The sequence below is a fragment of the Microbulbifer sp. TB1203 genome, assembly GCF_030997045.1.
In the GTDB taxonomy this organism is placed as follows: Bacteria; Pseudomonadota; Gammaproteobacteria; order Pseudomonadales; family Cellvibrionaceae; genus Microbulbifer.
The window spans coordinates 5,058,602-5,081,584 of record NZ_CP116899.1; the positions used below are offsets into that span (position 1 = coordinate 5,058,602).

19 protein-coding genes and 1 pseudogene are annotated in these 22,983 nt (G+C 62.9%); 15 read left to right on the top strand and 5 right to left on the bottom strand.

The window, feature by feature from the left end; genetic code table 11:
• Window positions 1-28: 28 nt before the first annotated feature.
• Window positions 29-373, bottom strand: a complete 345-nt coding sequence (locus PP263_RS21470; RefSeq protein WP_308366128.1) for an outer membrane protein assembly factor BamE — start codon at window positions 371-373, stop codon at window positions 29-31.
• A 276-nt stretch (window positions 374-649) separates the two neighbouring features.
• Between PP263_RS21470 and fur the strand changes: the two genes are divergently transcribed.
• Window positions 650-1,060 carry a ferric iron uptake transcriptional regulator gene (gene fur, locus PP263_RS21475; protein WP_308366129.1) on the top strand — a complete coding sequence of 137 codons (411 nt, stop codon included), beginning with the start codon at window positions 650-652 and terminating at the stop codon, window positions 1,058-1,060.
• Between the two features lie 70 nt (window positions 1,061-1,130).
• Here the strand turns inward: fur and PP263_RS21480 are convergent, their stop codons facing one another.
• Window positions 1,131-1,724 carry a 1-acyl-sn-glycerol-3-phosphate acyltransferase gene (locus PP263_RS21480; protein WP_308366130.1) on the bottom strand — a complete coding sequence of 198 codons (594 nt, stop codon included), beginning with the start codon at window positions 1,722-1,724 and terminating at the stop codon, window positions 1,131-1,133.
• A gap of 290 nt (window positions 1,725-2,014) precedes the next feature.
• The gene (gene recN, locus PP263_RS21485; protein WP_308366131.1) at window positions 2,015-3,682 is read right to left on the bottom strand and encodes a DNA repair protein RecN; all 1,668 of its coding nucleotides are present in this window, start codon (window positions 3,680-3,682) and stop codon (window positions 2,015-2,017) included.
• 237 nt (window positions 3,683-3,919) lie between these two features.
• On the opposite strand from recN, the gene grpE reads away from it, so the two are divergent.
• The 10 genes and pseudogenes from grpE (at window position 3,920) to greA (ending at window position 16,756) form a co-directional block, all read left to right on the top strand.
• Window positions 3,920-4,558, top strand: a complete 639-nt coding sequence (grpE, locus tag PP263_RS21490) for a nucleotide exchange factor GrpE (RefSeq protein WP_308366132.1) — start codon at window positions 3,920-3,922, stop codon at window positions 4,556-4,558.
• A 265-nt stretch (window positions 4,559-4,823) separates the two neighbouring features.
• On the top strand, window positions 4,824-6,761 hold the full coding sequence (dnaK, locus tag PP263_RS21495) for a molecular chaperone DnaK (protein WP_308366133.1): 1,938 nt from the start codon (window positions 4,824-4,826) through the stop codon (window positions 6,759-6,761).
• A 177-nt stretch (window positions 6,762-6,938) separates the two neighbouring features.
• Window positions 6,939-8,060: a molecular chaperone DnaJ gene (dnaJ, locus tag PP263_RS21500; RefSeq protein ID WP_308366134.1), complete on the top strand. Its 1,122-nt coding sequence runs from the start codon at window positions 6,939-6,941 to the stop codon at window positions 8,058-8,060.
• A gap of 274 nt (window positions 8,061-8,334) precedes the next feature.
• Window positions 8,335-9,147 (top strand): 4-hydroxy-tetrahydrodipicolinate reductase, encoded by an 813-nt coding sequence (gene dapB / locus PP263_RS21505; RefSeq protein WP_308366135.1) that lies wholly within the window; start codon window positions 8,335-8,337, stop codon window positions 9,145-9,147.
• Between the two features lie 53 nt (window positions 9,148-9,200).
• Window positions 9,201-9,650, top strand: a pseudogene (locus tag PP263_RS21510) (ATP-dependent zinc protease); the annotation flags it as partial.
• 84 nt (window positions 9,651-9,734) lie between these two features.
• On the top strand, window positions 9,735-10,655 hold the full coding sequence (gene rimK / locus PP263_RS21515) for a 30S ribosomal protein S6--L-glutamate ligase (RefSeq protein WP_308368656.1): 921 nt from the start codon (window positions 9,735-9,737) through the stop codon (window positions 10,653-10,655).
• A 98-nt stretch (window positions 10,656-10,753) separates the two neighbouring features.
• Window positions 10,754-11,341 carry a YfiR family protein gene (locus tag PP263_RS21520; protein ID WP_308366136.1) on the top strand — a complete coding sequence of 196 codons (588 nt, stop codon included), beginning with the start codon at window positions 10,754-10,756 and terminating at the stop codon, window positions 11,339-11,341.
• Window positions 11,342-11,631: 290 nt separating this feature from the next.
• A complete protein-coding gene (carA, locus tag PP263_RS21525; protein WP_308368658.1) occupies window positions 11,632-12,765 on the top strand; it encodes a glutamine-hydrolyzing carbamoyl-phosphate synthase small subunit in 1,134 nt (377 codons plus the stop codon).
• Between the two features lie 91 nt (window positions 12,766-12,856).
• Window positions 12,857-16,087: a carbamoyl-phosphate synthase large subunit gene (carB, locus tag PP263_RS21530; protein WP_308366137.1), complete on the top strand. Its 3,231-nt coding sequence runs from the start codon at window positions 12,857-12,859 to the stop codon at window positions 16,085-16,087.
• 192 nt (window positions 16,088-16,279) lie between these two features.
• On the top strand, window positions 16,280-16,756 hold the full coding sequence (gene greA / locus PP263_RS21535) for a transcription elongation factor GreA (protein WP_308368660.1): 477 nt from the start codon (window positions 16,280-16,282) through the stop codon (window positions 16,754-16,756).
• Window positions 16,757-16,804: 48 nt separating this feature from the next.
• On the opposite strand, the gene PP263_RS21540 is transcribed toward greA, so the two are convergent.
• Window positions 16,805-17,560 carry a polysaccharide lyase family protein gene (locus PP263_RS21540; RefSeq protein WP_308366138.1) on the bottom strand — a complete coding sequence of 252 codons (756 nt, stop codon included), beginning with the start codon at window positions 17,558-17,560 and terminating at the stop codon, window positions 16,805-16,807.
• 20 nt (window positions 17,561-17,580) lie between these two features.
• Window positions 17,581-18,510 (bottom strand): rhamnogalacturonan lyase B N-terminal domain-containing protein, encoded by a 930-nt coding sequence (locus PP263_RS21545; RefSeq protein ID WP_308366139.1) that lies wholly within the window; start codon window positions 18,508-18,510, stop codon window positions 17,581-17,583.
• A gap of 294 nt (window positions 18,511-18,804) precedes the next feature.
• Between PP263_RS21545 and PP263_RS21550 the strand changes: the two genes are divergently transcribed.
• The 4 genes from PP263_RS21550 to PP263_RS21565 all read left to right on the top strand — a co-directional run bounded on the left by PP263_RS21550 (window position 18,805) and on the right by PP263_RS21565 (window position 22,763).
• On the top strand, window positions 18,805-19,455 hold the full coding sequence (locus PP263_RS21550; RefSeq protein ID WP_308366140.1) for a TetR/AcrR family transcriptional regulator: 651 nt from the start codon (window positions 18,805-18,807) through the stop codon (window positions 19,453-19,455).
• On the top strand, window positions 19,452-20,450 hold the full coding sequence (locus PP263_RS21555) for a biotin/lipoyl-binding protein (RefSeq protein WP_308366141.1): 999 nt from the start codon (window positions 19,452-19,454) through the stop codon (window positions 20,448-20,450). The genes PP263_RS21550 and PP263_RS21555 overlap by 4 nt, the downstream gene beginning before the upstream one ends.
• Entirely contained in the window at window positions 20,447-21,397 is a 951-nt protein-coding gene (locus tag PP263_RS21560) for an ABC transporter ATP-binding protein (RefSeq protein WP_308366142.1), read from the top strand. Before PP263_RS21555 ends, PP263_RS21560 begins: the two co-directional genes overlap by 4 nt.
• A gap of 259 nt (window positions 21,398-21,656) precedes the next feature.
• The gene (locus tag PP263_RS21565) at window positions 21,657-22,763 is read left to right on the top strand and encodes an ABC transporter permease (RefSeq protein ID WP_308366143.1); all 1,107 of its coding nucleotides are present in this window, start codon (window positions 21,657-21,659) and stop codon (window positions 22,761-22,763) included.
• Window positions 22,764-22,983: the final 220 nt, after the last annotated feature.

Sequence of the window (22,983 nt, forward strand, 5' to 3'; positions counted from 1 at the left end):
GACTAACTTACGCCGACAATAATCCGCGTTAGGGCCAGCCGGCCGGCTGCCAGTCGCCGCTGGTGGCGATCAGAATGTCCCCGTTGAAGTAGACGGAAAAGCGCTTCTGGGTCACTTTGTTTTTCGGCGAGCGCACCCGGTTTACGTAATCCCAGCGATTGGGCTCGAAAGTGTCTTCCAGCAGCGGAGTGCCCAGCACGAAGCGCACCTGGCGGCGCGTCATTCCGGGCTTCAGTTGATCTACCATCTCCTGGGTGATGATATTGCCCTGCTGCACCTCGATGCGGTGCACCCCGGGGAACTTGAACAGGCTGCAGGCGCCGAGCAGGGCGCAGAGGCAGGCGATGGCGAGGGATCTCACGGTAGACGGCATTCATTGCTCCATAAGGGATTTTGTGGTCAGCGGACTGATCGCCCATTCTCCGATGTTTACGGCTAAACAGAATAGGCGCCTGCCAGCGGGGAAAGTTCCCCGGCCGGCTGCGGCAAGCATAGACGGCCCGCGACTGGCCGGCCGCCTGGGGTTCCGCTGTATCCGTTCCGCGTGGATAATACCCGAAGTGCCCGCGGGCGCACAGGCCGCCCGAAGGCGGTCGCCTCACCCACTGTCAAACACAGTCAAATGAATACCGCCGGGAAAGATCGATTCATGTCTAACGAAAATCAGGAACTGCGCAAGGCCGGCCTCAAGGTCACCCTGCCGCGAGTCAAGATTCTGCAGCTGCTGGAGAGTGCCAGCGAACAACATCTGAGCGCGGAGGATGTCTACAAGATGCTGCTGGATGCGGGGGAGGACGTGGGGCTGGCCACGGTCTACCGGGTGCTCACCCAGTTCGAGAGCGCGGGGCTGGTGATACGTCATAACTTCGACGGCGGCCACTCGGTGTTCGAGCTGGACCGCGGCGACCACCACGACCACATGGTGTGCACCGATACCGGCAAGGTGATCGAATTCCACAACGAGGAAATCGAGAAGCTGCAGCAGCAGATCGCCGATGAACACGGCTACGAGCTCACCGGGCACAGTCTGGTGCTCTACGTGAAGAAAAAGGGCTCGTAGGGACGAATCCAGTGTTCGCCCGTGCGGCCCTGTGGCTCGCATGCCGAGCCGGGGCTCGGCGCTCCCGGCATCAGGCTGGGGGCGTGTAGCGTTCCGGGAACTTGCCGACCTTGTCGGCATAGTAGTCGCGAAAGCGCTCCAGTTCCGCCTTCAGATTCTCCCCCATCTCCAGCACCTTCTCCATCCCCACTTCCTTTTTGGCGAAATTGATAAAGCCGCACACCACCGGCACCGCGGCGCCGCGGGCGATATGGTAGAAGCCGGTCTTCCAGCGCTCCCCGCGCCTTCGGGTGCCCTCCGGCGGCACCACCACGATCAGTGATTTGCTCGCGTTGAACTTGTCGATCGTGGCCTGCACCAGGTTATTGGCCCTGCTGCGATCCACGGAGATACCGCCGAACCAGCGCATAACCGGCCCCAGCGGAAAGCGGAACAGCTTGTCTTTGCCCATCCAATGCGGGGTTACCCCCAGTTTCAGTGCGGCGAGAATAAAGTAGTAGCCGTCCCAGTTGCTGGTGTGCGGTGCCCCGATCAGCACATATTTTTTCAACGCCAGCGCCCGGCGGTCGCAGACCACGCGCCAGCCGTGCAGTTTGATCAGCAGCCTGGCCAGCAGGCGCAGCAGGGGGGTGACAACGGGGGTATTGAAAATCGTGCGTTGCATGGATCGAGTCGAAATTACCGTTGGCGGGCCCAGTATACAAAGGCCGGCAAGCGGAAAATAGATGGCGCCAAAGGATCAGATCCTCTGTAGGAGCGGCCCATGGCCGCGATCATAGTTCGGTGTGTCGGCGAAGAGCCAGATCGCGGCCATGAGCCGCTCCTACATTGCGCTTTCGTTATTCGGCGCAGGCCGGAATCCAGGTGCCTCTGGATTGGATACCGGCCTGCGCCGGTATGACGAGTCAATGAAAATTTAATTTGAAAGAGGGTATTTCCAGACAGTCCCGGGGTTCAACTGCGCGCCAGCATTTCCTCCGCGTGGGCCAGGGACTGCGCCGTGGTCTCGCCTCCGAGCATGCGCGCCACCTCTTCGCTGCGCTCGCCGCTTTTCAGTTCGCGCAGGGCCACAAAGGCGGCATCGCCGTCGCTGTGCTTTTCCACCAGGTAGTGGCGGTGGGCCCTGGCCGCCACCTGGGCCAGGTGGGTCACGCAGATCACCTGGCCGGCGCGGCCGTCGCGGGTCTCGCCCAACTGGCGCAGCAGGCGCCCCACCACATCGCCGGTGGCGCCGCCGATGCCCACGTCCACTTCGTCGAATACCAGGGTCGGGGTGCGTGAGGTCTGTGCGGTGATCACCTGGATCGCCAGGCTGACCCGGGACAGTTCGCCGCCGGAAGCGATTTTCCCCAGCGGGCGCGGGGGCTGGCCGGGATTGGTGGCGATCAGTATCTCCACCTCCTCCAGGCCGCTGGCGGTGGGCTTTTCCACCGGTTGCAGGGCCAGCTCCACCCGCGCGTGGGGCATGGCCAGTTCCGCCAACTGCCGGTTCACCGCCTCCGCCAGTTCGGTGGCGGCCCGCTCGCGCAGCCGGGTCAGTTTGCCGGCGGCCTCGCGATAGCGGGCCTCCAGCTTTTCGCACTCGGCGGCGAGCTTGTCCAGCGCGTCCGGTGTGCCTATATCGTCCAGTTCCGCCTGCAGCTGCTGCTGCAGCGCCGGCAGTTCGTCGGGCTGTACCCGGTGTTTGCGCGCCGCCTGGTAGATGGCGCTGAGGCGCTCCTCGATTTCCGCCAGGCGCTCCGGATCCATCTCAAAGCGGTCGATATGCCGCGACAGGGTGCCGGCGGCCTCGTCCACCTGGATGCGCGCGGTGTCGAGCATCTGCGCCACCTCCGCCAGTGTCGGGGACTGTTCTGGCATGGCGGAGAGCAGTTGCAGGGCGCGGTGCAGTTGTTCGGCAATATCCCCCTCGCCGCCGCTGAGCAGCGCCGCCAGTTGGTAGCCGCCGTTCAGTATCTGGCCGGCGTTGGCCAACTGGCGCTGTTCGCTTTCCAGCGCCTCTATCTCTGCCGGTTGCAGGTTCAGCAGCTCCAGCTCCTGCAACTGGTATTCCAGCAGTTCGCGGCGGGCCTGGGTTTCTTCGGCGCTGTCCGCCAGGGCACTGTAGCGGCGGTACTGGTCCCGCCAGGACTTGAAGTGGATACGGGTTTCGGCAGCCAGTTCCTGGGCGCGGGCGAACTCGTCCAGCAGGCGGCGGTGGGTGTCTTTTTTCAGCAGCGACTGGTGCTCGTGCTGGCTGTGGATATCGATCAGTTGTTCGCCCAGGGCGCGCAGCTGCAGCAGGGTTACCGGCTGGCCGTTGATATAGGCCCGCGAGCGTCCGTCGGCGCCGATCGTGCGGCGCAGGATCACCTCGCGCCCGGCGTCCAGCTCCTGCTCCTCCAGCCAGGCCGCGGCCGCCGGGTGGTCGCCGATATCGAAGGTGGCGGAGATGTCCGCGCGCTGGCTGCCGGCGCGCACCAGCTCCGCATTGCCGCGGTCGCCGAGCGCCAGGCCGAGGGCATCGAGAGTGATGGACTTGCCGGCGCCGGTTTCGCCGGTCAGCGCACTGGTGCCGGTACCGAATTCCAGCTCCAGCTGGTCCACCAGGGTGAATTGGCTGATAGACAGGTGCAGCAACATAAAAGATAGCTCTGTAGCCGTTCTTGTTCTTACTTGGCGTCTGCCAATTAGTGGCTATTTATACAGTAATCGTTGTTTTCCCGCTACCGCTGCCGGTGGAGATTACTCTGCCGTTAAAAGCCCACTTGAACTATAGGGGCTAGCCCCCATATAGGCCTGCACTGCCCGGGAGCCGAGCCCACCTCGGCATTTTGGGGGAAATCCATTCAACTGACAGTCGACGCGACGGAGAGAGCAGTGGCCAGAGAGCGCAGCGAAGAAGATCAGAACCGACAGGAGGCGCCGGAGGCGCTTACCGAGGAGCCTACAGTGGCAGAGGAAGAGGCGGTTGCCGCCGAGGTGGAGCGCCCCTCCGAGGAGGAGCAGCACGCGGCCGAGGAGGCGTTGCATGCCGAGGTCGAGAGCGCCGATGCCCTGCACGAGGAAATCATCGGCCTGCAGGAACAGCTGGCGATCCAGAAAGAATTGGCCATGCGCGCCCAGGCGGAGGCGCAGAACGCCCGACGCCGTGCCCAGCAGGATGTGGAGCGGGCGCATAAGTTCGGCGTCGAGAAGCTGCTGCAGGACCTGCTGCCGGTGGTGGACAACCTGGAGCGGGCCCTCGCCACCATCGACACCGAAAACGAGACTCAGAAAGCGGTGGCGGAAGGCATAGAGCTGACCCACAAATCCTTTGTGGACACCCTGGCCAAGTACTCGGTGGAAACCGTGGACCCCGCCGGTGAGCCTTTCGACCCGGAGCTGCATCAGGCCATGACCCAGGTACCCAACGGCGATGTGGAGCCGAATACGGTGCTGGAGGTCTTCCAGAAGGGCTACCGCCTGCACGGCCGCCTGGTGCGCCCGGCGATGGTGGTGGTGAGCAAGGCGCCGTGAACAGCTGGTAGCTGGTAAATGCGGCACATGGATGTGCCGCCGCGGCCACAGGCCGGCGCGAGCGCGTGAAATGCCAGCAGATTCGCGCATCTGCGCCAGTATTTCACGGGCGACGGTCAAAAAAATGCATGGAGCATCTTTGATCGGTGGATGGAAAGTCCCTTGAAATCCTAGGGCCGGCACCAATATAGCTGGCATCCCAAAATACAAACGCGGCAGGCCTCCTCGAGGCGCCGGCGTGAACCGCAAACGAGGAATGAATCAGATGGCAAAAATTATCGGCATCGACTTGGGTACCACTAACAGCTGCGTTGCGGTACTGGATGGCGACAAAGCGCGGGTGATCGAGAACGCCGAGGGCGACCGCACAACCCCCTCCGTGGTCGCCTTTACCGAGGACAACGAAATCCTGGTGGGCCAGTCCGCCAAGCGCCAGGCGGTGACCAACCCGCAGAACACCCTGTTCGCGGTCAAGCGCCTGATCGGCCGCCGCTTCAAGGACGACGTGGTGCAGAAGGACATCAAGATGGTGCCCTACAGCATCGTGGAAGCCGAAAACGGCGACGCCTGGGTGGAAGTGAAGGGCGACAAGAAGGCCCCGCCGCAGATCTCCGCCGAAGTGCTGAAGAAAATGAAGAAGACCGCCGAGGACTTTCTCGGTGAGAAGGTGGAGGCCGCGGTCATCACCGTGCCCGCCTATTTCAACGACTCCCAGCGCCAGGCCACCAAGGACGCCGGCCGTATCGCCGGCCTGGACGTGAAGCGGATCATCAACGAACCCACCGCGGCGGCGCTCGCCTACGGCCTGGACAAAAAGGGCGGAGACCGTACAGTGGCGGTCTACGACCTGGGCGGCGGCACTTTCGATATCTCCATCATTGAGATCGCCGATGTGGACGGCGAGAAGCAGTTCGAGGTGCTGTCCACCAACGGCGACACTTTCCTCGGCGGCGAGGATTTCGACCTGCGCCTGATCAACTACTTGGCGGAGCAGTTCAAAAAGGAGCAGGGCATCGACTTGTCCGGCGACCCGCTGGCCATGCAGCGCCTGAAGGAGGCCGCCGAGAAGGCCAAGATTGAGCTGTCCTCCAGCCAGCAGACCGAGGTGAACTTACCTTATATCACCGCCGATGCCACTGGCCCGAAACACCTGGTGGTGAAGCTGACCCGCGCCAAGCTCGAGAGCCTGGTGGAGGAACTGGTCAACCGCACTATCGAGCCGCTGAAAATTGCCCTGGCGGACGCCGACCTGTCCGCCTCCGGCGTCGACGAGATCATCCTGGTAGGCGGCCAGACCCGCATGCCGCTGGTACAGAAGAAAGTCACCGAGTTCTTCGGCAAGGAGCCGCGCAAGGACGTCAACCCGGACGAAGCCGTGGCCATCGGCGCGGCCATCCAGGGCGCGGTGCTGTCTGGCGATGTGAAAGATGTACTGCTGCTGGACGTGACCCCGCTGACCCTGGGTATCGAGACCATGGGCGGTGTGGCCACCCCGCTGATCGACAAGAACACCACCATCCCCACCAAGAAATCCCAGGTGTTTTCCACCGCAGACGACAACCAGACCGCGGTGACCATTCACGTGGTGCAGGGGGAGCGCAAACAGGCGTCGCAGAACAAATCCCTCGGCCGCTTCGATCTGGCCGACATCCCGCCGGCGCCCCGCGGCGTGCCGCAGATCGAGGTGACCTTCGATATCGATGCCAACGGTATCCTGCATGTGCACGCCAAGGACAAGGCCACCGGCAAGGAGCAATCCATTGTGATCAAGGCCTCCTCCGGCCTGTCTGAGGAAGAGGTCGACAAGATGGTGCGCGACGCCGAGGCCAATGTGGAGGCGGACAAGCAGTTCGAGGAACTGGTGCAGGCGCGCAACACCCTCGATGGCCTGATCCACGCCACCAAGAAGACCCTCGAAGAGGCCGGCGACAAGGCCACCGCGGAGGAGAAGTCCGCGATCGAAGCCGCCATCTCCGAAGCGGAAGAGGCGGTGAAGGGCAGCGACAAGGCCGCCATGGAAGCCGCGACCACCAAGCTCACCGAGGCTTCCGGTCCGGTGGCGCAGAAGATGTACGCCGAGCAGGCTCAGGCCGCCGAGGGCGCCGCCGGTGCCAGCGCGGGTGGAGAGCAGAAGTCCGGCGGTGACGACGCAGTGGATGCCGAGTTCGAGGAAGTGAAGGAAGACAAGAAAGAGGACAAGTAATCACAATCCTGTCCTCCACCCTGTAGGAGCGGCGGGGCGGCCATCCGCCGCTGGCCGCGATCGGCAGTGAAATGAACCGCCGATCGCGGCCACGGCCGCTCCTACAACGAAAATAGAAAGGCGCAGCGGTATGCATTACCGCCGCGCCTTATGCCGTTAAAAAAGAACACCATTTTTATGTCGAAGCGCGATTATTACGAAATCCTCGGCGTCGATCGGAACGCGTCGGAAAAAGACCTTAAAAAGGCCTACCGCCGGGTGGCGATGAAATACCACCCGGACCGCAACCCCGACGACAAGGAGTCGGAGAACAAATTCAAGGAGGCCAACGAGGCCTACGAAGTACTGTCCGACCCGCAGAAAAAGGCGGCCTACGACCAGTTCGGCCACGCCGGCGTGGAGGGCCAGATGGGCGGCGGCGGGGCCGGCGGTTTTGGCGGTTTCTCCGACATCTTCGGCGATGTATTCGGCGATATCTTCGGTGGCGGCGGCGGCCGCCGCGGTGGGCCGGCGCGGGGCTCCGACCTGCGCTACGACCTGGAGCTGGACCTGGAAGACGCAGTGCGCGGCACCACGGTCAAGATTCGCGTACCCACCCTGGCCTCATGTAAAACCTGCCATGGCTCCGGTGCCAAGCCGGGCTCCAGGCCGCAGACCTGCGGCACCTGCGGCGGTGTCGGCCAGGTGCGCATGCAGCAGGGCTTCTTCTCGGTGCAGCAGACCTGCCCCAATTGCCGCGGGCGCGGCACCATCATCAGCGATCCCTGTAGCAGCTGCCATGGCCGCGGCCGCGTGGAGGAGACCAAGACCCTCTCGGTCAAGGTGCCGCCGGGCGTGGACAGCGGCGACCGCATCCGCCTCTCCGGCGAGGGCGAGGCGGGCCCGGACGGCGGCCCTCCGGGAGACCTCTACGTGCAGGTGGTGGTGCGCGAACACGAGCTGTTCCAGCGCGACGGCAAGAATCTCTATTGCGAAGTCCCGATCAGTTTTGTCGCCGCCGCGCTGGGCGGGGAACTGGAAGTGCCCACCCTGGAGGGCAAGGTCAAACTGAAGATTCCCCCGGAGAGCCAGACCGGCAAACTCTTCCGCCTGCGCGGCAAGGGCGTCACCCCGGTACGCGGCGGCGCCCCCGGCGACCTGCTGTGCCGCGTGGTGGTGGAGACCCCGGTGAACCTCTCCGCGAAACAGAAGGAACTGCTGCAGGAATTCGCCGACACCCTGAGCGAAAAGAAAAACTCCCCCCGCCAGACCGGCTGGTTCGAGGGAGTGAAGAGCTTCTTTGGCGATATGAAACTCTGATTCCCCTGGGAACGCCGAGCTCCAGCTCGGCAAGCGGGCCGCAGGCCCGCCCTCTGCGACAAATCGGCAGGATTGCCGATTTGGACGCCGTAGGCGCCCGCGAAGCGGGCGAGCGCCATGGATGGTGCGAGTCACCGCCGAACTCCAGCTCGGCAACGAGCCGACAGGCTCGCCCTACATCTCTTTCCTCCCTCGTATCTCCCGCAATACCACTACAGCTATCCTTACCTGCCGGGGTAGAATCCGCGGCTTCGGCTGGACGGGAGGAAAAATCATGGCGATAAAAGTTGCAGTAACGGGATTTGGTGGGCGCATGGGGCGCGCACTGGCGCAGGCGTTGGCGCAGTCGGATGCGGCGGAGCTGTCCGCGGCAATCGTGCGGCCCGAGTCCAGTCTTGTGGGCGCCGATGCCGGCGAAGTCGCCGGTCTGGGACGCAGTGGCCTGCCGATTGTGGGCGACTTGGCGCAGGCGGATTTCGACGTGCTGATTGACTTTACCGCTCCCGCCGCCACCCTGGCCAACTCCGACTTTTGTGCCGCCCGCGGCAAACCCATTGTCATCGGCACCACCGGTTTCGACCCGGCACAGAAAGCTGAAGTACTGGCGCACGCGCAGTCCATTCCCCTGTGCCTGGCCAGCAATTTCTCCACCGGGGTCAACCTCTGTTTTAAGCTGTTGGAGACCGCCGCGCGGGTGATGGGTGAAGACGCGGATATCGAGATCGTCGAGGCCCACCATCGCCACAAGGTGGACGCCCCTTCAGGCACCGCGCTCAGCATGGGCGAGGTGATCGCCGGAACTTTGGGCCGCGACCTGTCGAAGGTCGCCGTCTACGGCCGCGAGGGCCAGACCGGCGCGAGGCCGCGGGATACCATCGGCTTTGCCACGGTGCGCGGCGGCGATGTGGTGGGGGATCACACGGTGATGTTCCTTGCGGATGGCGAACGGGTGGAGATAGGCCACAAGGCCAGCAGCCGCCTGTCGTTCGCCCGCGGGGCGGTGCGCGCCGCGCTCTGGTTGGCAGGGGAGGGGCTGGCGGGCCGCGAGCCCGGCCACTACGATATGCGCGATGTGCTGGGCCTGTAGCAGCGGGAAATGTAGGATGGACAAAGTGCAGCGTGCCCATCGCCGGCCGTCTGATGGCACGAGCCCGCCCTGACTTTGCTATTTGTAACGGAAAATCGAACTTGGAAAAAAAACTAATCGTCGGCAGTGAAGAGTGGTGCAGCCTCCCCGGTCTGGGTATCCCCGCGATCAAGGCGCGGGTGGACTCGGGAGCGAAGACCTCGTCCCTGCACGCCTACAATATCCAGACTTTCAAGCGCGACGGCGATCCCTGGGTCAGCTTCGAGGCGCACCCGCTGCAGCATTTGCGCCGCCCGTCGGTGCGCTGCGAAGCGCGGGTACTGGACAAGCGCATGGTGCGCAGCTCCTCCGGTGACAGCGAAAAGCGCCCGGTGATCCGCACCGCGCTCGCGGTCGGCGGCAGTGTGTGGGATATCGAACTGACCCTTACCAACCGGGACACCATGGGTTATCGCATGCTGCTCGGACGGGAGGCGATGCTCGGGCGCATGCTGGTGGACCCGTCGGAGAGCTTCTGCCTCGGGGACCTGCCCGCCAGCGAGCTGGAGGAGTACTACCGCGACGAGCACCATATCGCCGGCACCGGCCTGCGTATCGGCGTGCTCGCCTCCAATCCCGACCTGTACAGCAACCAGCGCATCATGGAGGCCGGTGCCGAGCGCGGCCACCGCATGAGCTTCCTGGATATCCGCCAGTGCTATATGAAACTGGACCCCACAGAGCCGGAAGTGCACTACCGGGATGGGCGCATCCTCAACAACCTGGACGCGGTGATCCCGCGGATTCGCCCCAGTCAGACCTTCTACGGCTGTGCACTCACCCGCCACTTCGAGAGCATCGGCGTATTCGCCCTCAACGGTTCGGCGGCCATCAGCCAGTCGCGGGACAAGCTGTTTTCCCTGCAACTGTTGCAGCAGAACGGCCTGAATATCCCCATTTCCGGTTTCGCCAACTCGCCGGTGGACACCAACGAACTGATCGAAATGGTGGGCGGCGCGCCGCTGATCGTGAAGCTGCTGGAGGGTACCCAGGGCCGGGGCGTAGTGCTGGCGGAAACCCGCAAGGCGGGGGAGTCGGTGATCAACGCCTTCAAATCCCTAAAGGCCAACCTGCTGGTACAGGAGTTTATCCGCGAGGCCCAGGGGCGCGATCTGCGCCTGTTCGTGATCGACAACAAGGTAGTGGCGGCCATCCAGCGGGAGGCGGCGCCGGGCGAGTTCCGGGCCAATATCCACCAGGGGGGCACTGCCTCAGTGGTCAAGGTCACCGCCGAGGAGAAGCGCCTGGCGGTCAAATCCGCCAAAGTCCTCGGGCTCAAGGTGGCCGGGGTGGACATTATCCGTTCGAAGAAGGGACCGCTGCTGCTGGAGGTGAATTCGTCGCCGGGACTCGAGGGCATCGAGAGCGCCACCCGCAAGGACGTGGCCGGCAGCATGATCCTGGCCATTGAAAAGGCGCTCAAATGGCGCTCATTGGCGGTGCAGGAGACCCAGCCCCCTCTCCCCTGATGGCGACGCCCTCTCGCCGGTACTAACCTTTGAGAGCGCCGCGGCAAAGTGCCCGGCGCAACGACTGTTTTCCAGGATGGTCAACGGGGCTCAAAGGTATGATTCCTAGGAAATATCGCTTCTACCTGCGTATCTCCGGCCTGGTGTTCCTCCACTTGGCGGTACTGCTGGCGGCGGTAGCCGCCACCGGTAGTCGCGCCGCCACCCTGCTGTCCGATTCCGAAGCCGGCCGCCGGGTGATGGTCGACTACATCGTTCACTTCGCTCACCATCTGCAGTGGCCCATCCAGGTGTTTTCCGGCACCGATGCCCCTTTCCGTATCTGTGTTATGGGGGATGACCGTCTGCGCGCGCCCCTGGCGAAGCGCCTTAAGCACCAGCGGGTGAACGGGCGTCGCGTGGAGCTGGAGCAGGTGAACCTGGGCGAGCTGCTGCGGGCGCGCAGCTGCCAGATAGTGGTGCTGGGGAACATGGAAAGGGAAAGCCTGATGAAGACAGTGGGCGCCCTGGAGTTCTTCCCCGTCCTCACCATCAGCGATATCGAGCGTTTCGCCGCCGCCGGCGGTATCATCGGCTTTACCGGCAACGGCGATACCATCGCCCTGCAACTGAACAAGACCATGCTCGACCGGGCGGAGCTGAAACTGGGCAACAGCCTGTTTCGCCTGAGTCGGGAGCCTGAGTAGAGCGGGCCATACGCCCGGTACGGCCCACTGGCGCGAACGGTAAAAATCGCGTAGAATCTGCGCCCGTTTGGCGGGTCCTCCGCCGGTCACACAACGAGAGCCGCGCGTGAACAAAGTTTTTAAAAAAGCGAGATGAGCTGAGAGGCCATCTCGCTTTTTTATAGGGTACGCCTGCGTCCTGCCGAAGGCAGCTTCACCGGCCGTGGCGTCCGCAAATGCGGCACATCTCGGGTAAACAGCATTCACTGGAGATCAATTTGAATAAAGCCGCCCCCACGCCGGAGCCCCTGATGCCCCACACCACGCCAGCTCTGCTGATACTTGCAGACGGCAGCGAATTTTACGGGCGCGCCATCGGCGCCCACGGCAGCGCCGTTGGCGAAGTGGTTTTCAATACCTCCATGACCGGCTACCAGGAGATCCTCACCGATCCCTCCTACGCCCGACAGATAGTGACTCTCACCTATCCCCATATCGGCAATACCGGCACCAATGCGGAAGACGAGGAATGCGACCAAATCTGGGCCGCGGGCCTGGTGATCCGCGACCTGCCGCTGTTGGCCAGCAGCTTCCGCAAGGAGCAGTCGCTGGACGAATACCTGCGGGAGCGCAATATCGTCGGCATTGCCGATATCGACACCCGCCGCCTCACCCGCCTTCTGCGCGACGGCGGTGCCCAGAGCGGCTGCATTGTCGCCGGGGAAAACATCGACAGCGCAGCGGCGCTGGCCAAGGCGCAGGAGTTCGCCGGCCTCAAGGGCATGGATTTGGCCAAGGTGGTGTCCACCAAGCAGAGCTACCCATTCAACGAAGGCACCTGGGAGCTGGGCGCGGGCCATAGGGCCGCACCGGAGCAGCCTTTCAAGGTGGTGGCCTACGACTATGGCGTCAAACGCAATATCCTGCGCATGCTGGTGGACCGGGGCTGTGACGTCACCGTGGTGCCGGCGGAAACCCCGGCCTCCGAGGCGCTGGCGCTCAACCCCGACGGCATCTTCCTGTCCAACGGCCCCGGCGATCCGGAGCCCTGCGACTACGCCATCGACGCGATCAGGGAATTTCTCGAGGTGGGCATCCCCACCTACGGCATCTGCCTCGGCCACCAGTTGCTGGGACTGGCGGCGGGTGGCCGCTCGGCAAAAATGAAGTTCGGCCACCACGGGGGCAACCACCCGGTACAGTGTTTGCAGACCGGCAAGGTGATGATCACCGCCCAGAACCACGGCTTCTCGGTGGATGCGGACAGCCTGCCTGAGAATGTGGAAGTGACCCACGTCTCCCTGTTCGACCGCACGCTGCAGGGTATCCGCCTGAAAGACAAACCGGCGTTCAGCTTCCAGGGGCACCCGGAGGCCAGCCCGGGCCCGCACGATATGGCGCCGTTGTTCGACCAGTTTATCGAGTTGATGGAGGCGCGCCGCTAGGCGCAATTTGCAAAGCCTCTCGCAGGCCGCCAGTACGCGAATTTATTTTTGAGACCTACCGGTTAACAGGCCGGTGTGAAACGGAAGAAAGATGCCAAAACGCACAGATATCAAAAGCATACTGATTATCGGCGCCGGCCCGATAGTAATCGGCCAGGCCTGTGAATTCGACTATTCCGGGGCCCAGGCCTGCAAGGCGCTGCGCGAGGAGGGCTACCGGGTGATCCTGGTGAACTCCAACCCCGCCACCATCATGACCGACCCGTCCATGGCGGACGCCACCTACATCGAGCCGGTGGAGTGGCGCACCGTTGCCAAGATCATCGAGGAGGAGCGCCCGGACGCCATCCTGCCCACCATGGGCGGCCAGACGGCGCTCAACTGTGCACTGGATCTGGACAAGCACGGCGTGCTGGAAAAGTTCGACGTGGAACTGATCGGTGCCGACAAGAACGCGATCGAAAAGGCCGAGGACCGCGACCTCTTCGACAAGGCCATGCGCGCCATCGGCCTGGAGACCCCGCGGGCGAAGATCGTGCACTCCCTGGAGGAGGCGAAGAAGGTGCCGGAGCAGTTCGGCTTCCCGGTGATCATCCGCCCGTCCTTCACCATGGGCGGCTCCGGCGGCGGCGTGGCCTATAACTGGCCCGAGTTCGAGGAAATCTGCAAGCGCGGCCTCGACTTGTCGCCCACCAACGAACTGCTGATCGACGAATCCTTGCTCGGCTGGAAAGAGTACGAGATGGAGGTGGTTCGCGACAGGAACGACAACTGCATCATCGTCTGCTCCATCGAGAACTTTGATCCCATGGGCGTGCACACCGGCGACTCCATCACCGTGGCCCCGGCGCAGACCCTGACCGACAAGGAATACCAACTGATGCGCAACGCCTCCATCGCGGTGTTGCGCGAGATCGGTGTGGAGACTGGCGGTTCCAACGTGCAGTTCGGCGTCTGTCCCGAAACCGGGCGCATGGTGGTGATCGAGATGAACCCGCGGGTATCCCGCTCCTCGGCGCTGGCCTCCAAGGCCACCGGCTTCCCGATCGCCAAGGTGGCCGCCAAGCTGGCGGTGGGCTACACGCTGGACGAACTGCAGAACGACATCACCGGTGGCGCCACGCCGGCCTCCTTCGAGCCCAGCATCGATTACGTGGTTACCAAGATCCCGCGCTTCACCTTCGAGAAGTTCGGCGAGGCGGACGCGCGTCTGACCACGCAGATGAAATCCGTGGGCGAGGTGATGGCCATCGGCCGCACCTTCCAGGAGTCTCTGCAGAAGGCCCTGCGCGGGCTGGAAGTGGGCAGTTTCGGCCTGGAGAGCAAGATAGATCCGAACGAGGACGGCGCCCAGGAGCGCCTGCGCCGCGAGCTCTCGGTGCCCGGTGCCGAGCGCATCTGGTATGTGGGCGACGCCTTCCGCATGGGCATGAGCGTACAGGAAGTCTACGAAGTATCCGCCATCGACCCCTGGTTCCTGGTGCAGATCGAGGAATTGATCAAGATCGAGAAGCCCCTGCGCTCCATGCCCACCTCGGCGCTAACCGCCGAGCAGATGCGCTACCTGAAGCGCAAGGGCTTCTCCGACCGCCGCCTGGCGGACCTGCTCGGCGTCAGCCAGAAAACCGTGCGCGAATTCCGCCACAAGCTGGGCGTATTCCCCTCCTACAAGCGCGTCGATACCTGCGCGGCCGAGTTCTCCACCAGCACCGCCTATATGTACTCCACCTACGACGAGGAGTGCGAGGCGAATCCGTCCGACAGGAAGAAGATCATGGTGCTCGGCGGCGGTCCCAACCGCATCGGCCAGGGTATCGAGTTCGACTACTGTTGCGTGCACGCCGCGCTGGCGATGCGTGAGGATGGCTACGAGACCATCATGGTCAACTGTAACCCCGAGACCGTCTCCACCGATTACGACACCTCCGACCGCCTCTACTTCGAGCCGGTGACCCTGGAGGACGTGCTGGAAATCGTGCGCAAGGAGAAGCCGGTGGGGGTGATCGTGCAGTTCGGCGGCCAGACGCCGCTGAACCTGGCGCGCTACCTGGCCAACGAAGGGGTGCCGATTATCGGCACCACTCCGGAGCAGATCGACCGCGCGGAAGACCGCGAACGTTTCCAGCAGATGATTATGCGCCTGGGGCTCAAGCAGCCGCAGAACGCCATAGTGCGCTCGGTTTCCGAGGCGATCCAGGCCGCGAAGGAAGTGGGCTACCCGCTGGTGGTTCGCCCCTCCTACGTGCTCGGCGGCCGCGCCATGGAGATCGTGTACAAGGAAGATGAACTGCTGAATTACATGAAAGAGGCGGTGCAGGTGTCCGACGAGGCCCCGGTGCTGCTGGACAACTTCCTCAACGCCGCCATCGAGGTGGATATCGACGCGGTATCCGATGGCCAGGATGTGGTGATCGGCGCCATCATGCAGCATATCGAGCAGTGCGGCGTTCACTCCGGGGATTCCGCCTGTTCGCTGCCGCCCTACAGCCTGCCGGCGGAAGTGCAGGACCGCATGCGCGAGCAGGTCAAGGCCATGGCCCGCGAACTGGGCGTGATGGGACTGATGAACACCCAGTTGGCCTACCAGGACGGCGAGATCTATGTCATCGAGGTGAACCCCCGCGCCTCGCGCACCGTGCCCTTCGTATCCAAGTGCATCGGCACCTCCCTGGCCAAGATCGCCGCGCGCTGCCAGGCGGGTACCACCCTGGCGGAACAGGGTTTTACCAAGGAAATCGTGCCGGACTACTTCTCGGTCAAGGAATCGGTATTCCCGTTCAACAAGTTCCCCAAAGTGGACCCCATCCTCGGCCCGGAAATGAAATCCACCGGCGAAGTCATGGGCGTGGGCGAGACCTTTGCCGAGGCCTTCGACAAGGGCCTGCTCGCCGCCGGCGACACCCTGCCGGAGTCCGGCAAGGTATTTATCTCCGTGCGCGACTTCGACAAGCCTGAGGTGGTGAGTGTTGCGCGGGACCTGGCCGGGCTCGGATTCGAGCTGGTCGCCACCCGTGGCACCGCCAGGGTCTTGCAAGAGAGCGATATTCCCGTTACAACCGTCAACAAGATGAGCGAGGGCCGGCCCCATATCGTCGATATGATCAAAAACGACGAGATAGCCCTGGTGGTCAACACCACAGAGGGGCGCCAGGCCATTCGCGATTCCGCGGATATCCGCCGCAGCGCGGAGAACCACCAGGTGTGCTACACCACCACGCTGGCCGCGGCCAAGGCAATGGCCCTGGCGATGCAGATCGGCGAACCGCTCAAGGTGCGCCGCCTGCAGGATCTGCACCAGCAGGTGGTCAAGCTGCCGGAATAAGGCTTGCGCCTTTTTGTAGGAGCGGCGGGGCGGCCATCCGCCATGCCCGCGATCGGGTCTGTGGATAGCATAGGCCGATCGCGGGCATGGCCCGCTCCTACAAGGACGCAAAATCAAATTTTCGAAATACCGGCCAGGCTTTACCCATAGGCGAAGCCTGGTTTTCTAATGAATAAATTCGGAGGTTCCGTTTTGAACCGGGTACCAATGACCGTAGAGGGCGCCGAAGCACTGCGTGCCGAACTGGAAAAGCTGAAAAAAGTCGAGCGCCCGGCCGTAGTTCAGGCCATCGCCGAGGCCCGCGAACACGGTGACCTGAAAGAAAACGCCGAGTACCACGCCGCCCGCGAAAAGCAGGGTTTTATCGAGGGGCGCATCCGCGATATCGAGAGCAAGCTGTCCTTCGCCCAGGTGATCGATGTCAAATCCATCGAGCCCAGCGGCAAGGTGATCTTCGGCACTACCGTGAGCATTATCCATACGGATACCGATGAGGAGGTCACCTACCAGATCGTCGGCGACGACGAGGCGGATGTGAAAAACCACAAGATCTCCGTCAACTCCCCCATCGCCCGCGCCCTGATCGGCAAGGAGGAGGGTGATGTAGTGGAAGTGCACACCCCCTCCGGCGCGGTCGAGTACGAGATCGACCAGGTCAAGCACATCTGATCCCAGTTCCACAAGCGGGCCTCAGGCCCGCTGCGAGACCTCCTGCAATTATTCGAGCAGATCGATACTGTCGACACTGTAACCCGCCGACAAAAATCCGGAGCCACCCGAGCCACTGATCACAGAGATTACCAACCGGTTCCACTCCCCGGGATTCTGCTTCCAGGCAGTGGCGGGGATCTCAAAGGGATAGGTGACGTTGTTGCAGCGATAGCTGCCGGTGGTCAGATTGCGGCTCCTGGGCTGGCTCGATGCCGACTGGAACTCGGATGTCCAGTCGTTGACCGCAATGTTGGGCCGCCCGCCGGCAAAGGCGCAGGTCAGCCCGATGCGCAGGGTGTGGGCGGATTCGATCTGATCGCTGTTCAATTTGAAGTAGACGACATGATTGTTGTTGACTTCCTTCCACATATACGCGGGAAATTCCGCATCACTTGATGTCCCTATCATATGGTTGGCCGGGTCCCAGGTCTCGATCCGTACATCGGACGGATGCATCTTCGTCAGCTTGTCGCCGTTGAGAAACTCCTGTGGCGAGCCGTCCCAATCGCCGATGCGCCAGATCGCAGGATCGCCGCTGGGATCATCCGCAATGGAAATGCTGTGAAGAATCGTTGTTTCACCTGCGGTGACCGTCACCTCCTCCCGTGTGTAGACCTCCAATTCGTCTTTATAGATGGTCATCTTATAGGTGCCCGGGCGCATGCCGGCGCGGCTGTAGTAACCGTTGTCTGAGCCGGCATCGGTCCAGTACTGCGCGGTGCCGCTGGTGAAGCCCACGGTGTAATCGTAATTCGGGTCCATGCCGCTGATCCCGACGCCCGCTACCCGGCCGCGTTCAGACGGCGCGGCGTATCCCCGCAACCCATATCGGCAAACCAGGAAGTATCGGGCCGCTCGCCGGGGGCTTCTCCTCCGGTCGCCACGAAGGTGTAGCTGTTCAGGATGCCGGTCCTGAAGTCCTCGGTCTGGGCCTGGCCGTAATTGACGATATAGGTCAGTTCCTGGTCGGTATCCGTGGCCTGGTTGAGCAGGCTGCGGTAGAAGGGGCCGCCGGAGCCGCCCTCGTGGTCGTCCCGGACCACCCACATACCCACGTTGTTACCGGTGGCACCGATATGGGTCCAGTCTTTCAGGCGCTGGTTGGAATAGTGCTTGGAGCGGGTTTCGCCGTTGGCCAGGGCAAAGATATCCGATGACTCGACGGTTGAAACCGTGCCGCGGAGGTCGGAAGCCTCGGGGCCATCGGGCAGCAGCGCGGAACTCAGGCGCAGGATGTAGCGCACATGGTTGTGAACATTCGGCTCCGATGTGAAGTGGGTCCCCATGTAAATATGCGGGAAGCCGCGGCGGGCCATGTAGTAGTGAGTGAGATCCCCAGCCTCGACGGTCACCTTGATAAAGTCGCTGCCTATGGTCGATGCACTCACCGCCACCGAGGAGGTGCCGGAATACAGCCAGTCGAAGCCCGCGTTGACCTGGGAGCCCCGGCTCTGGTTCTGGTATTCGGACCCCTCGTACACCAGGGAAGCGATATCGCCGGCGGACTGGGTGCTGACCCCGTTGTCCGTCCGGCGCACCTTGAAGACCAGGCCGGCATCGGTATCGATCGTATAAAAGTCTGTGCTCGTACTCAGGCCGAAGTCGGCACAGGCGAGGCCGGGGAGCACCAGCGTCAGCCCCGGGAGCAGGGCCCTCCAGCCGGTAAGTCTCCGAGGGGAAAGACGCATTTTGGGTGGGGAGTTTCTATTCATAACTTCTTCCGCAGTAGTATTGCTTTTATCTTGTAAGTACTTACTTCATTGAGCTGCCAAGGGGGCTCTACGCCATTGGTGACGGCTCCCTTGGCCTACTCGCCTTCCATTTAATCTGGAAATATTTTCAATTTCTCCCGACGCTTTAGCATTTTTTCCGAAATTGGTCATACACTGGAAAAATAATTGCTCAGACCACCAGTCGTGAAACTTCCTACCTCGATCCTCGTGACCCTTGAATTTAATTAAATCATTAATTAAATTATAATTACTTACCTGTTGGAGATGGGATTCATGGCATCCAGAAGCACGGCCAATAAGCGGCCTCCAGGCCGCCCGGGACGCGACTCCGCCGAGCTTCGCCCGGCGCTGATCGATGCGGCGCTGGCCTGCTATGCCCGCGAAGGGGTGGCAGCTACCTCCCTCAAGGCCATCGCCAATGAGGCCGGCGTCACCCCGGCGCTATTGCACTACTATTTTGGCAACCGGGAGCAGTTGCGACAGGCGGTGATCGAGGAACGGATAATGCCGCTGATGTACCAGGTTCAGGAAAAACTGGCTTCTGCCGGCGGCGATGTGGCGGCGCTGATCAATACTTTTATCTCCGCCATGGGCGAGGTGGTAGTGGAGAATCCCTGGTGGCCGCCGCTCTGGGTGAGGGAAGTATTGTGCGAGGGAGGAGCCCTGCGAGGATTGATGATCGACCGCCTGAAGGAAGTGGCCCGCCTTTTCACTGCCCGGTTTGCCACCGCCCAGGAGGAAGGGAAACTGAATGTCGCCCTGGACCCCCGACTGCTACTGGTCTCCCTGATCGGCCTGACCCTGTTTCCCGCCGCCGGTGCGCCTATCTGGCGGCAGTTGCAGGATGCGGACGATATCACCGGTGAGGATATGCAGCGGCACACCCTGGCGCTGCTGCAGCGGGGGTTGGAGTTGAAGCCATGAAGGGCGTCGGGTTTTCCGTCCTGTCCGCCACACTGCTGTTGTGCGCCTGCCAGCCCGAGCCGAAGCAGGCCCTGGGTACCCTGGAGTGGGACCGCATCGGGCTGCCGGCGCCGGCGGCGGAGAAGATCGTGAGCATCGAGGTGCGCGAGGGGCAGCGGGTCAGTGCCGGGCAACTCCTGCTGCAGCTGGACGACAGCCGCACCCGCGCGCAACTGAATGCAGCCCGCGCGGAGGTACAGCGGCGCGAGGCGGAACTCAAGGAGCTGCGGGTGGGCCCGCGGATCGAGGAGATCGAGCGCGCCCGGGCGAGCCTGGCCGCCGCCCTCGCCGAGGAAAAGGAGGCGCGGGACCATTACCGTCGCCTGTATGAACTGGGCCGCCAGGATTATGTCTCCCAGCAGGAGATCGACAGCGCCAAGGCCGCCGCCGACGCCGCTACCGCACAGGTGGAATCCGCCCAGGCGACGCTGCTGGAACTGGAGCGGGGTACTCGCAGCGAACAGATCGCCCAGGGAGAGGCCGCCCTGCTCCAGGCCCGGGCGGAAGCGGAGGCGCAAGCGGTGCTGCTGGAGAAACTCGATGTGCAGGCACCCAGAAACGGCCTGGTGGATGACTTGCCCTTCAAGTTGGGGGACGAGGCGCCAGTGGGCGGTGCGCTGGCGATTATGCTGGTGGGGGACACGCCCTACGCCCGGGTGTATATCCCCGAACCGCTGCGCGCGGATGTGCAGGTGGGTGACAGCGCCGAGGTCTTTTTACAGGGACGAGAAAAACCTTTTCGTGGGCGGGTGCGGATGATCCGCAATGAGCCGGTCTTCACTCCCTACTATGCCCTCACCGGCGACGATGTGGCGCGGCTTAGCTACCTGGCGGAAATCCAGCTGGGACAGGATGCTGTCAAACTGCCCGCCGGACTGCCGCTGCGTGCGGAGTTTCCCCACACCGCCTCTTCCGGGGCGGGGAACACGGCGGAATTTCCGGACGTCGCACAATGAGCGAATCCGAGCCGGCGATCCGTGCCCGCGGCCTGACAAAGAAGTTCGGCGACCTGGTGGCGGTGAACGATATGGATCTCACCGTCGAGCGCCGGCAGGTATACGGCTTTCTCGGCCCCAACGGCTCCGGCAAGTCCACCAGCATCCGCATGCTGTGCGGCCTGCTGACCCCAACCGAGGGGGATATCGAAGTACTCGGCTTGAAGATTCCCGATGAGGCCGACGCGTTGCGCAAGCGCATCGGCTATATGACCCAGCACTTCTCCCTGTTTACCGATCTCACGGTGCGTGAAAACCTGGAGTTTCTCGCCGCGATCCAAAACCTGTCGCGCCGCGACACCACGGCTCGGGTGGACGAGCTGCTGGAGGAATACCATTTCAGCGACCGCGCCGACCAACTGGCGGGAACCATGAGCGGCGGGCAAAAGCAGCGCCTGGCACTGGCGGGCGCGGTGATCCACAAGCCGGAACTGCTGTTTCTCGACGAGCCCACCAGCGCCGTGGACCCGGAGTCCCGGCGGGATTTCTGGGAGAAACTGTTCGAACTGGCGGACGCCGGCACCACCCTGCTGGTTTCCAGCCACTATATGGACGAGGCGGAGCGCTGCCATCGCCTGGCGATTTTGGACAGGGGAGTGCTGGTGGCGGACGACTCCCCGGCGGATCTGACCGGCTCCTTACGGGGGCGCACGCTGGAGGTGCGCACAGGCCACCCGCGCCGCGCGAAGGAGATATTGCTCGGCGTGTCGGGGGTTATCAGCGCAGCGCAGATCGGCAACAGCTTGCGGGTTCTCTTGGAGAAGGTGGACGACAATACGGCGCGCATCAATGAAGCCTTTGAACGGGAAGGATTGAGCGCCGAGGCGAAACCCACGGAGCCCAGTCTCGAGGATGTGTTCGTCGCGGTTACCTACAGGGAAACTAGTGTCCTGTCTGGTATTAAATAGTGATATCAGCGGGTCGCTAAGCGGCCAGGTGCTAGGCGCACTTGGGCCGGCGTAGTCATCTACGTCAAGCAAGTGCAACGCCGCAGATGGCTGCTTAGCGGCCCGCCCGAAGGGAGCCCCCCAGATTGCCCACAGCTGCGTTGCAGCTCTTGAAAATGGAATGACCATTCCCTGCGAGCTGCGCCTAACTGTGAACAATCTGGGGGGCTCTGATATCACTATTTAATACCAGACAGGACACTAGGGAGGAGGAACAATCGTGAATTCGCGGCGACTGCTGGCAGTGGTGGTCAAGGAGGTGCGCCAATTGCGCCGGGACCGCACCACCCTGGCAATGATTATCGGCATCCCGATCATGCAACTGATCCTGTTCGGCTATGCCATCAACCTCAACCTGCGCCACCTGCCCGCAGCAATCGCCGATGAAGCGAGCACCAGCGGTTCGCGCCAAGTGGTGATGGACATGCTCGCCACCGGGATAATCGAGCCGGTAGTGGATGCGACCAGCGCGGAGCAACTGATGGCCATGCTGCGCCGGGGCGAGATCAGCGTGGGGGTGGTGATACCCCGGGATTTCGAGCGCCGTCTGGAGGAGGGCAGCGAGGCGGTGCAGGTACTGGTGGACGGCAGCGATACCGTGGTGCAGAGCGCCGCCGCGCAGCTGGCGCAGATGCCGCTGGTCCATGTGCCCGGCGTGCCGCGGAATTCCTCCGTGCCGCTTCCCGAAACGCCGATCAGAGTGGTGAGTTTCTACAACCCCCAGCGCGTCTCCGCGATCAATATCGTCCCCGGACTGATCGGTATTATCCTCACCATGACCATGGTGATGTTCACCGCGGTGGCCATAGTGCGCGAACGGGAACGCGGCAACATGGAACTGCTGATCGCCACCCCGGTGAGCAGCGCCGAACTGATGATCGGCAAAGTGCTGCCCTACGGCCTGATCGGCCTGGTGCAGACCAGCCTGATCCTGCTGCTTGGCATGCTGCTCTTCGACGTGCCCATCCGCGGCAGTGTGCTGGATGTCTACTGGGCCGGCATACTGCTGATCCTCGCCAACCTGAGCATGGGTCTGCTGATTTCCACCCGCGCCCAGTCCCAGTTCCAGGCCATGCAGATGACCTTCTTCGTCTTCCTGCCCTCGATACTGCTCTCCGGCTTTATGTTCCCCTTCGACGGCATGCCCCATATCGCCCAGTGGATCGCCGAGGTGTTGCCGCTCACCCACTTCCTGCGCCTGATCCGCGGCGTGATGCTGCGCGGTGCCGGGCTGCTGGAACTGTGGCCGGACGTGCTGGCGCTGGTGGTCTTTATCGCACTGATGATGACCCTGGCCATCGCGCGTTTCCGCAAGCGGCTGGATTGAGGTGTCGGCGACCCGGACCCGGGACTCGCGTAGGGTGCGCCGTGCGCACCCTACGGAGATAGAAGTTGGTACTGGGCTTCTGCGCCAGATTACTCCAGTCAATTTGGGCTGAAGACCGCCATCCAGGGCGGTTCCACACGTCCGGCCATCAGAAGTGTGAACAGGGGGGCGATTGCGCCGCCCGCTGCTGGTAGGATGGCGGGCACACCCATCCACATTG

Excerpts from the sequence above, each read along its gene's own strand:
- carA (WP_308368658.1), top strand. The coding sequence starts at position 11,632 with ATGCCCCACACCACGCCAGCTCTGCTGATACTTGCAGACGGCAGCGAA.
- PP263_RS21545 (WP_308366139.1), bottom strand. The coding sequence starts at position 18,510 with ATGAATAGAAACTCCCCACCCAAAATGCGTCTTTCCCCTCGGAGACTT.
- PP263_RS21555 (WP_308366141.1), top strand. The coding sequence starts at position 19,452 with ATGAAGGGCGTCGGGTTTTCCGTCCTGTCCGCCACACTGCTGTTGTGC.
- PP263_RS21520 (WP_308366136.1), top strand. The coding sequence starts at position 10,754 with ATGATTCCTAGGAAATATCGCTTCTACCTGCGTATCTCCGGCCTGGTG.
- PP263_RS21470 (WP_308366128.1), bottom strand. The coding sequence starts at position 373 with ATGCCGTCTACCGTGAGATCCCTCGCCATCGCCTGCCTCTGCGCCCTG.
- fur (WP_308366129.1), top strand. The coding sequence starts at position 650 with ATGTCTAACGAAAATCAGGAACTGCGCAAGGCCGGCCTCAAGGTCACC.
- PP263_RS21540 (WP_308366138.1), bottom strand. The coding sequence starts at position 17,560 with ATGGACCCGAATTACGATTACACCGTGGGCTTCACCAGCGGCACCGCG.
- PP263_RS21560 (WP_308366142.1), top strand. The coding sequence starts at position 20,447 with ATGAGCGAATCCGAGCCGGCGATCCGTGCCCGCGGCCTGACAAAGAAG.
- carB (WP_308366137.1), top strand. The coding sequence starts at position 12,857 with ATGCCAAAACGCACAGATATCAAAAGCATACTGATTATCGGCGCCGGC.
- dnaJ (WP_308366134.1), top strand. The coding sequence starts at position 6,939 with ATGTCGAAGCGCGATTATTACGAAATCCTCGGCGTCGATCGGAACGCG.
- recN (WP_308366131.1), bottom strand. The coding sequence starts at position 3,682 with ATGTTGCTGCACCTGTCTATCAGCCAATTCACCCTGGTGGACCAGCTG.
- PP263_RS21550 (WP_308366140.1), top strand. The coding sequence starts at position 18,805 with ATGGCATCCAGAAGCACGGCCAATAAGCGGCCTCCAGGCCGCCCGGGA.
- dapB (WP_308366135.1), top strand. The coding sequence starts at position 8,335 with ATGGCGATAAAAGTTGCAGTAACGGGATTTGGTGGGCGCATGGGGCGC.
- PP263_RS21480 (WP_308366130.1), bottom strand. The coding sequence starts at position 1,724 with ATGCAACGCACGATTTTCAATACCCCCGTTGTCACCCCCCTGCTGCGC.
- dnaK (WP_308366133.1), top strand. The coding sequence starts at position 4,824 with ATGGCAAAAATTATCGGCATCGACTTGGGTACCACTAACAGCTGCGTT.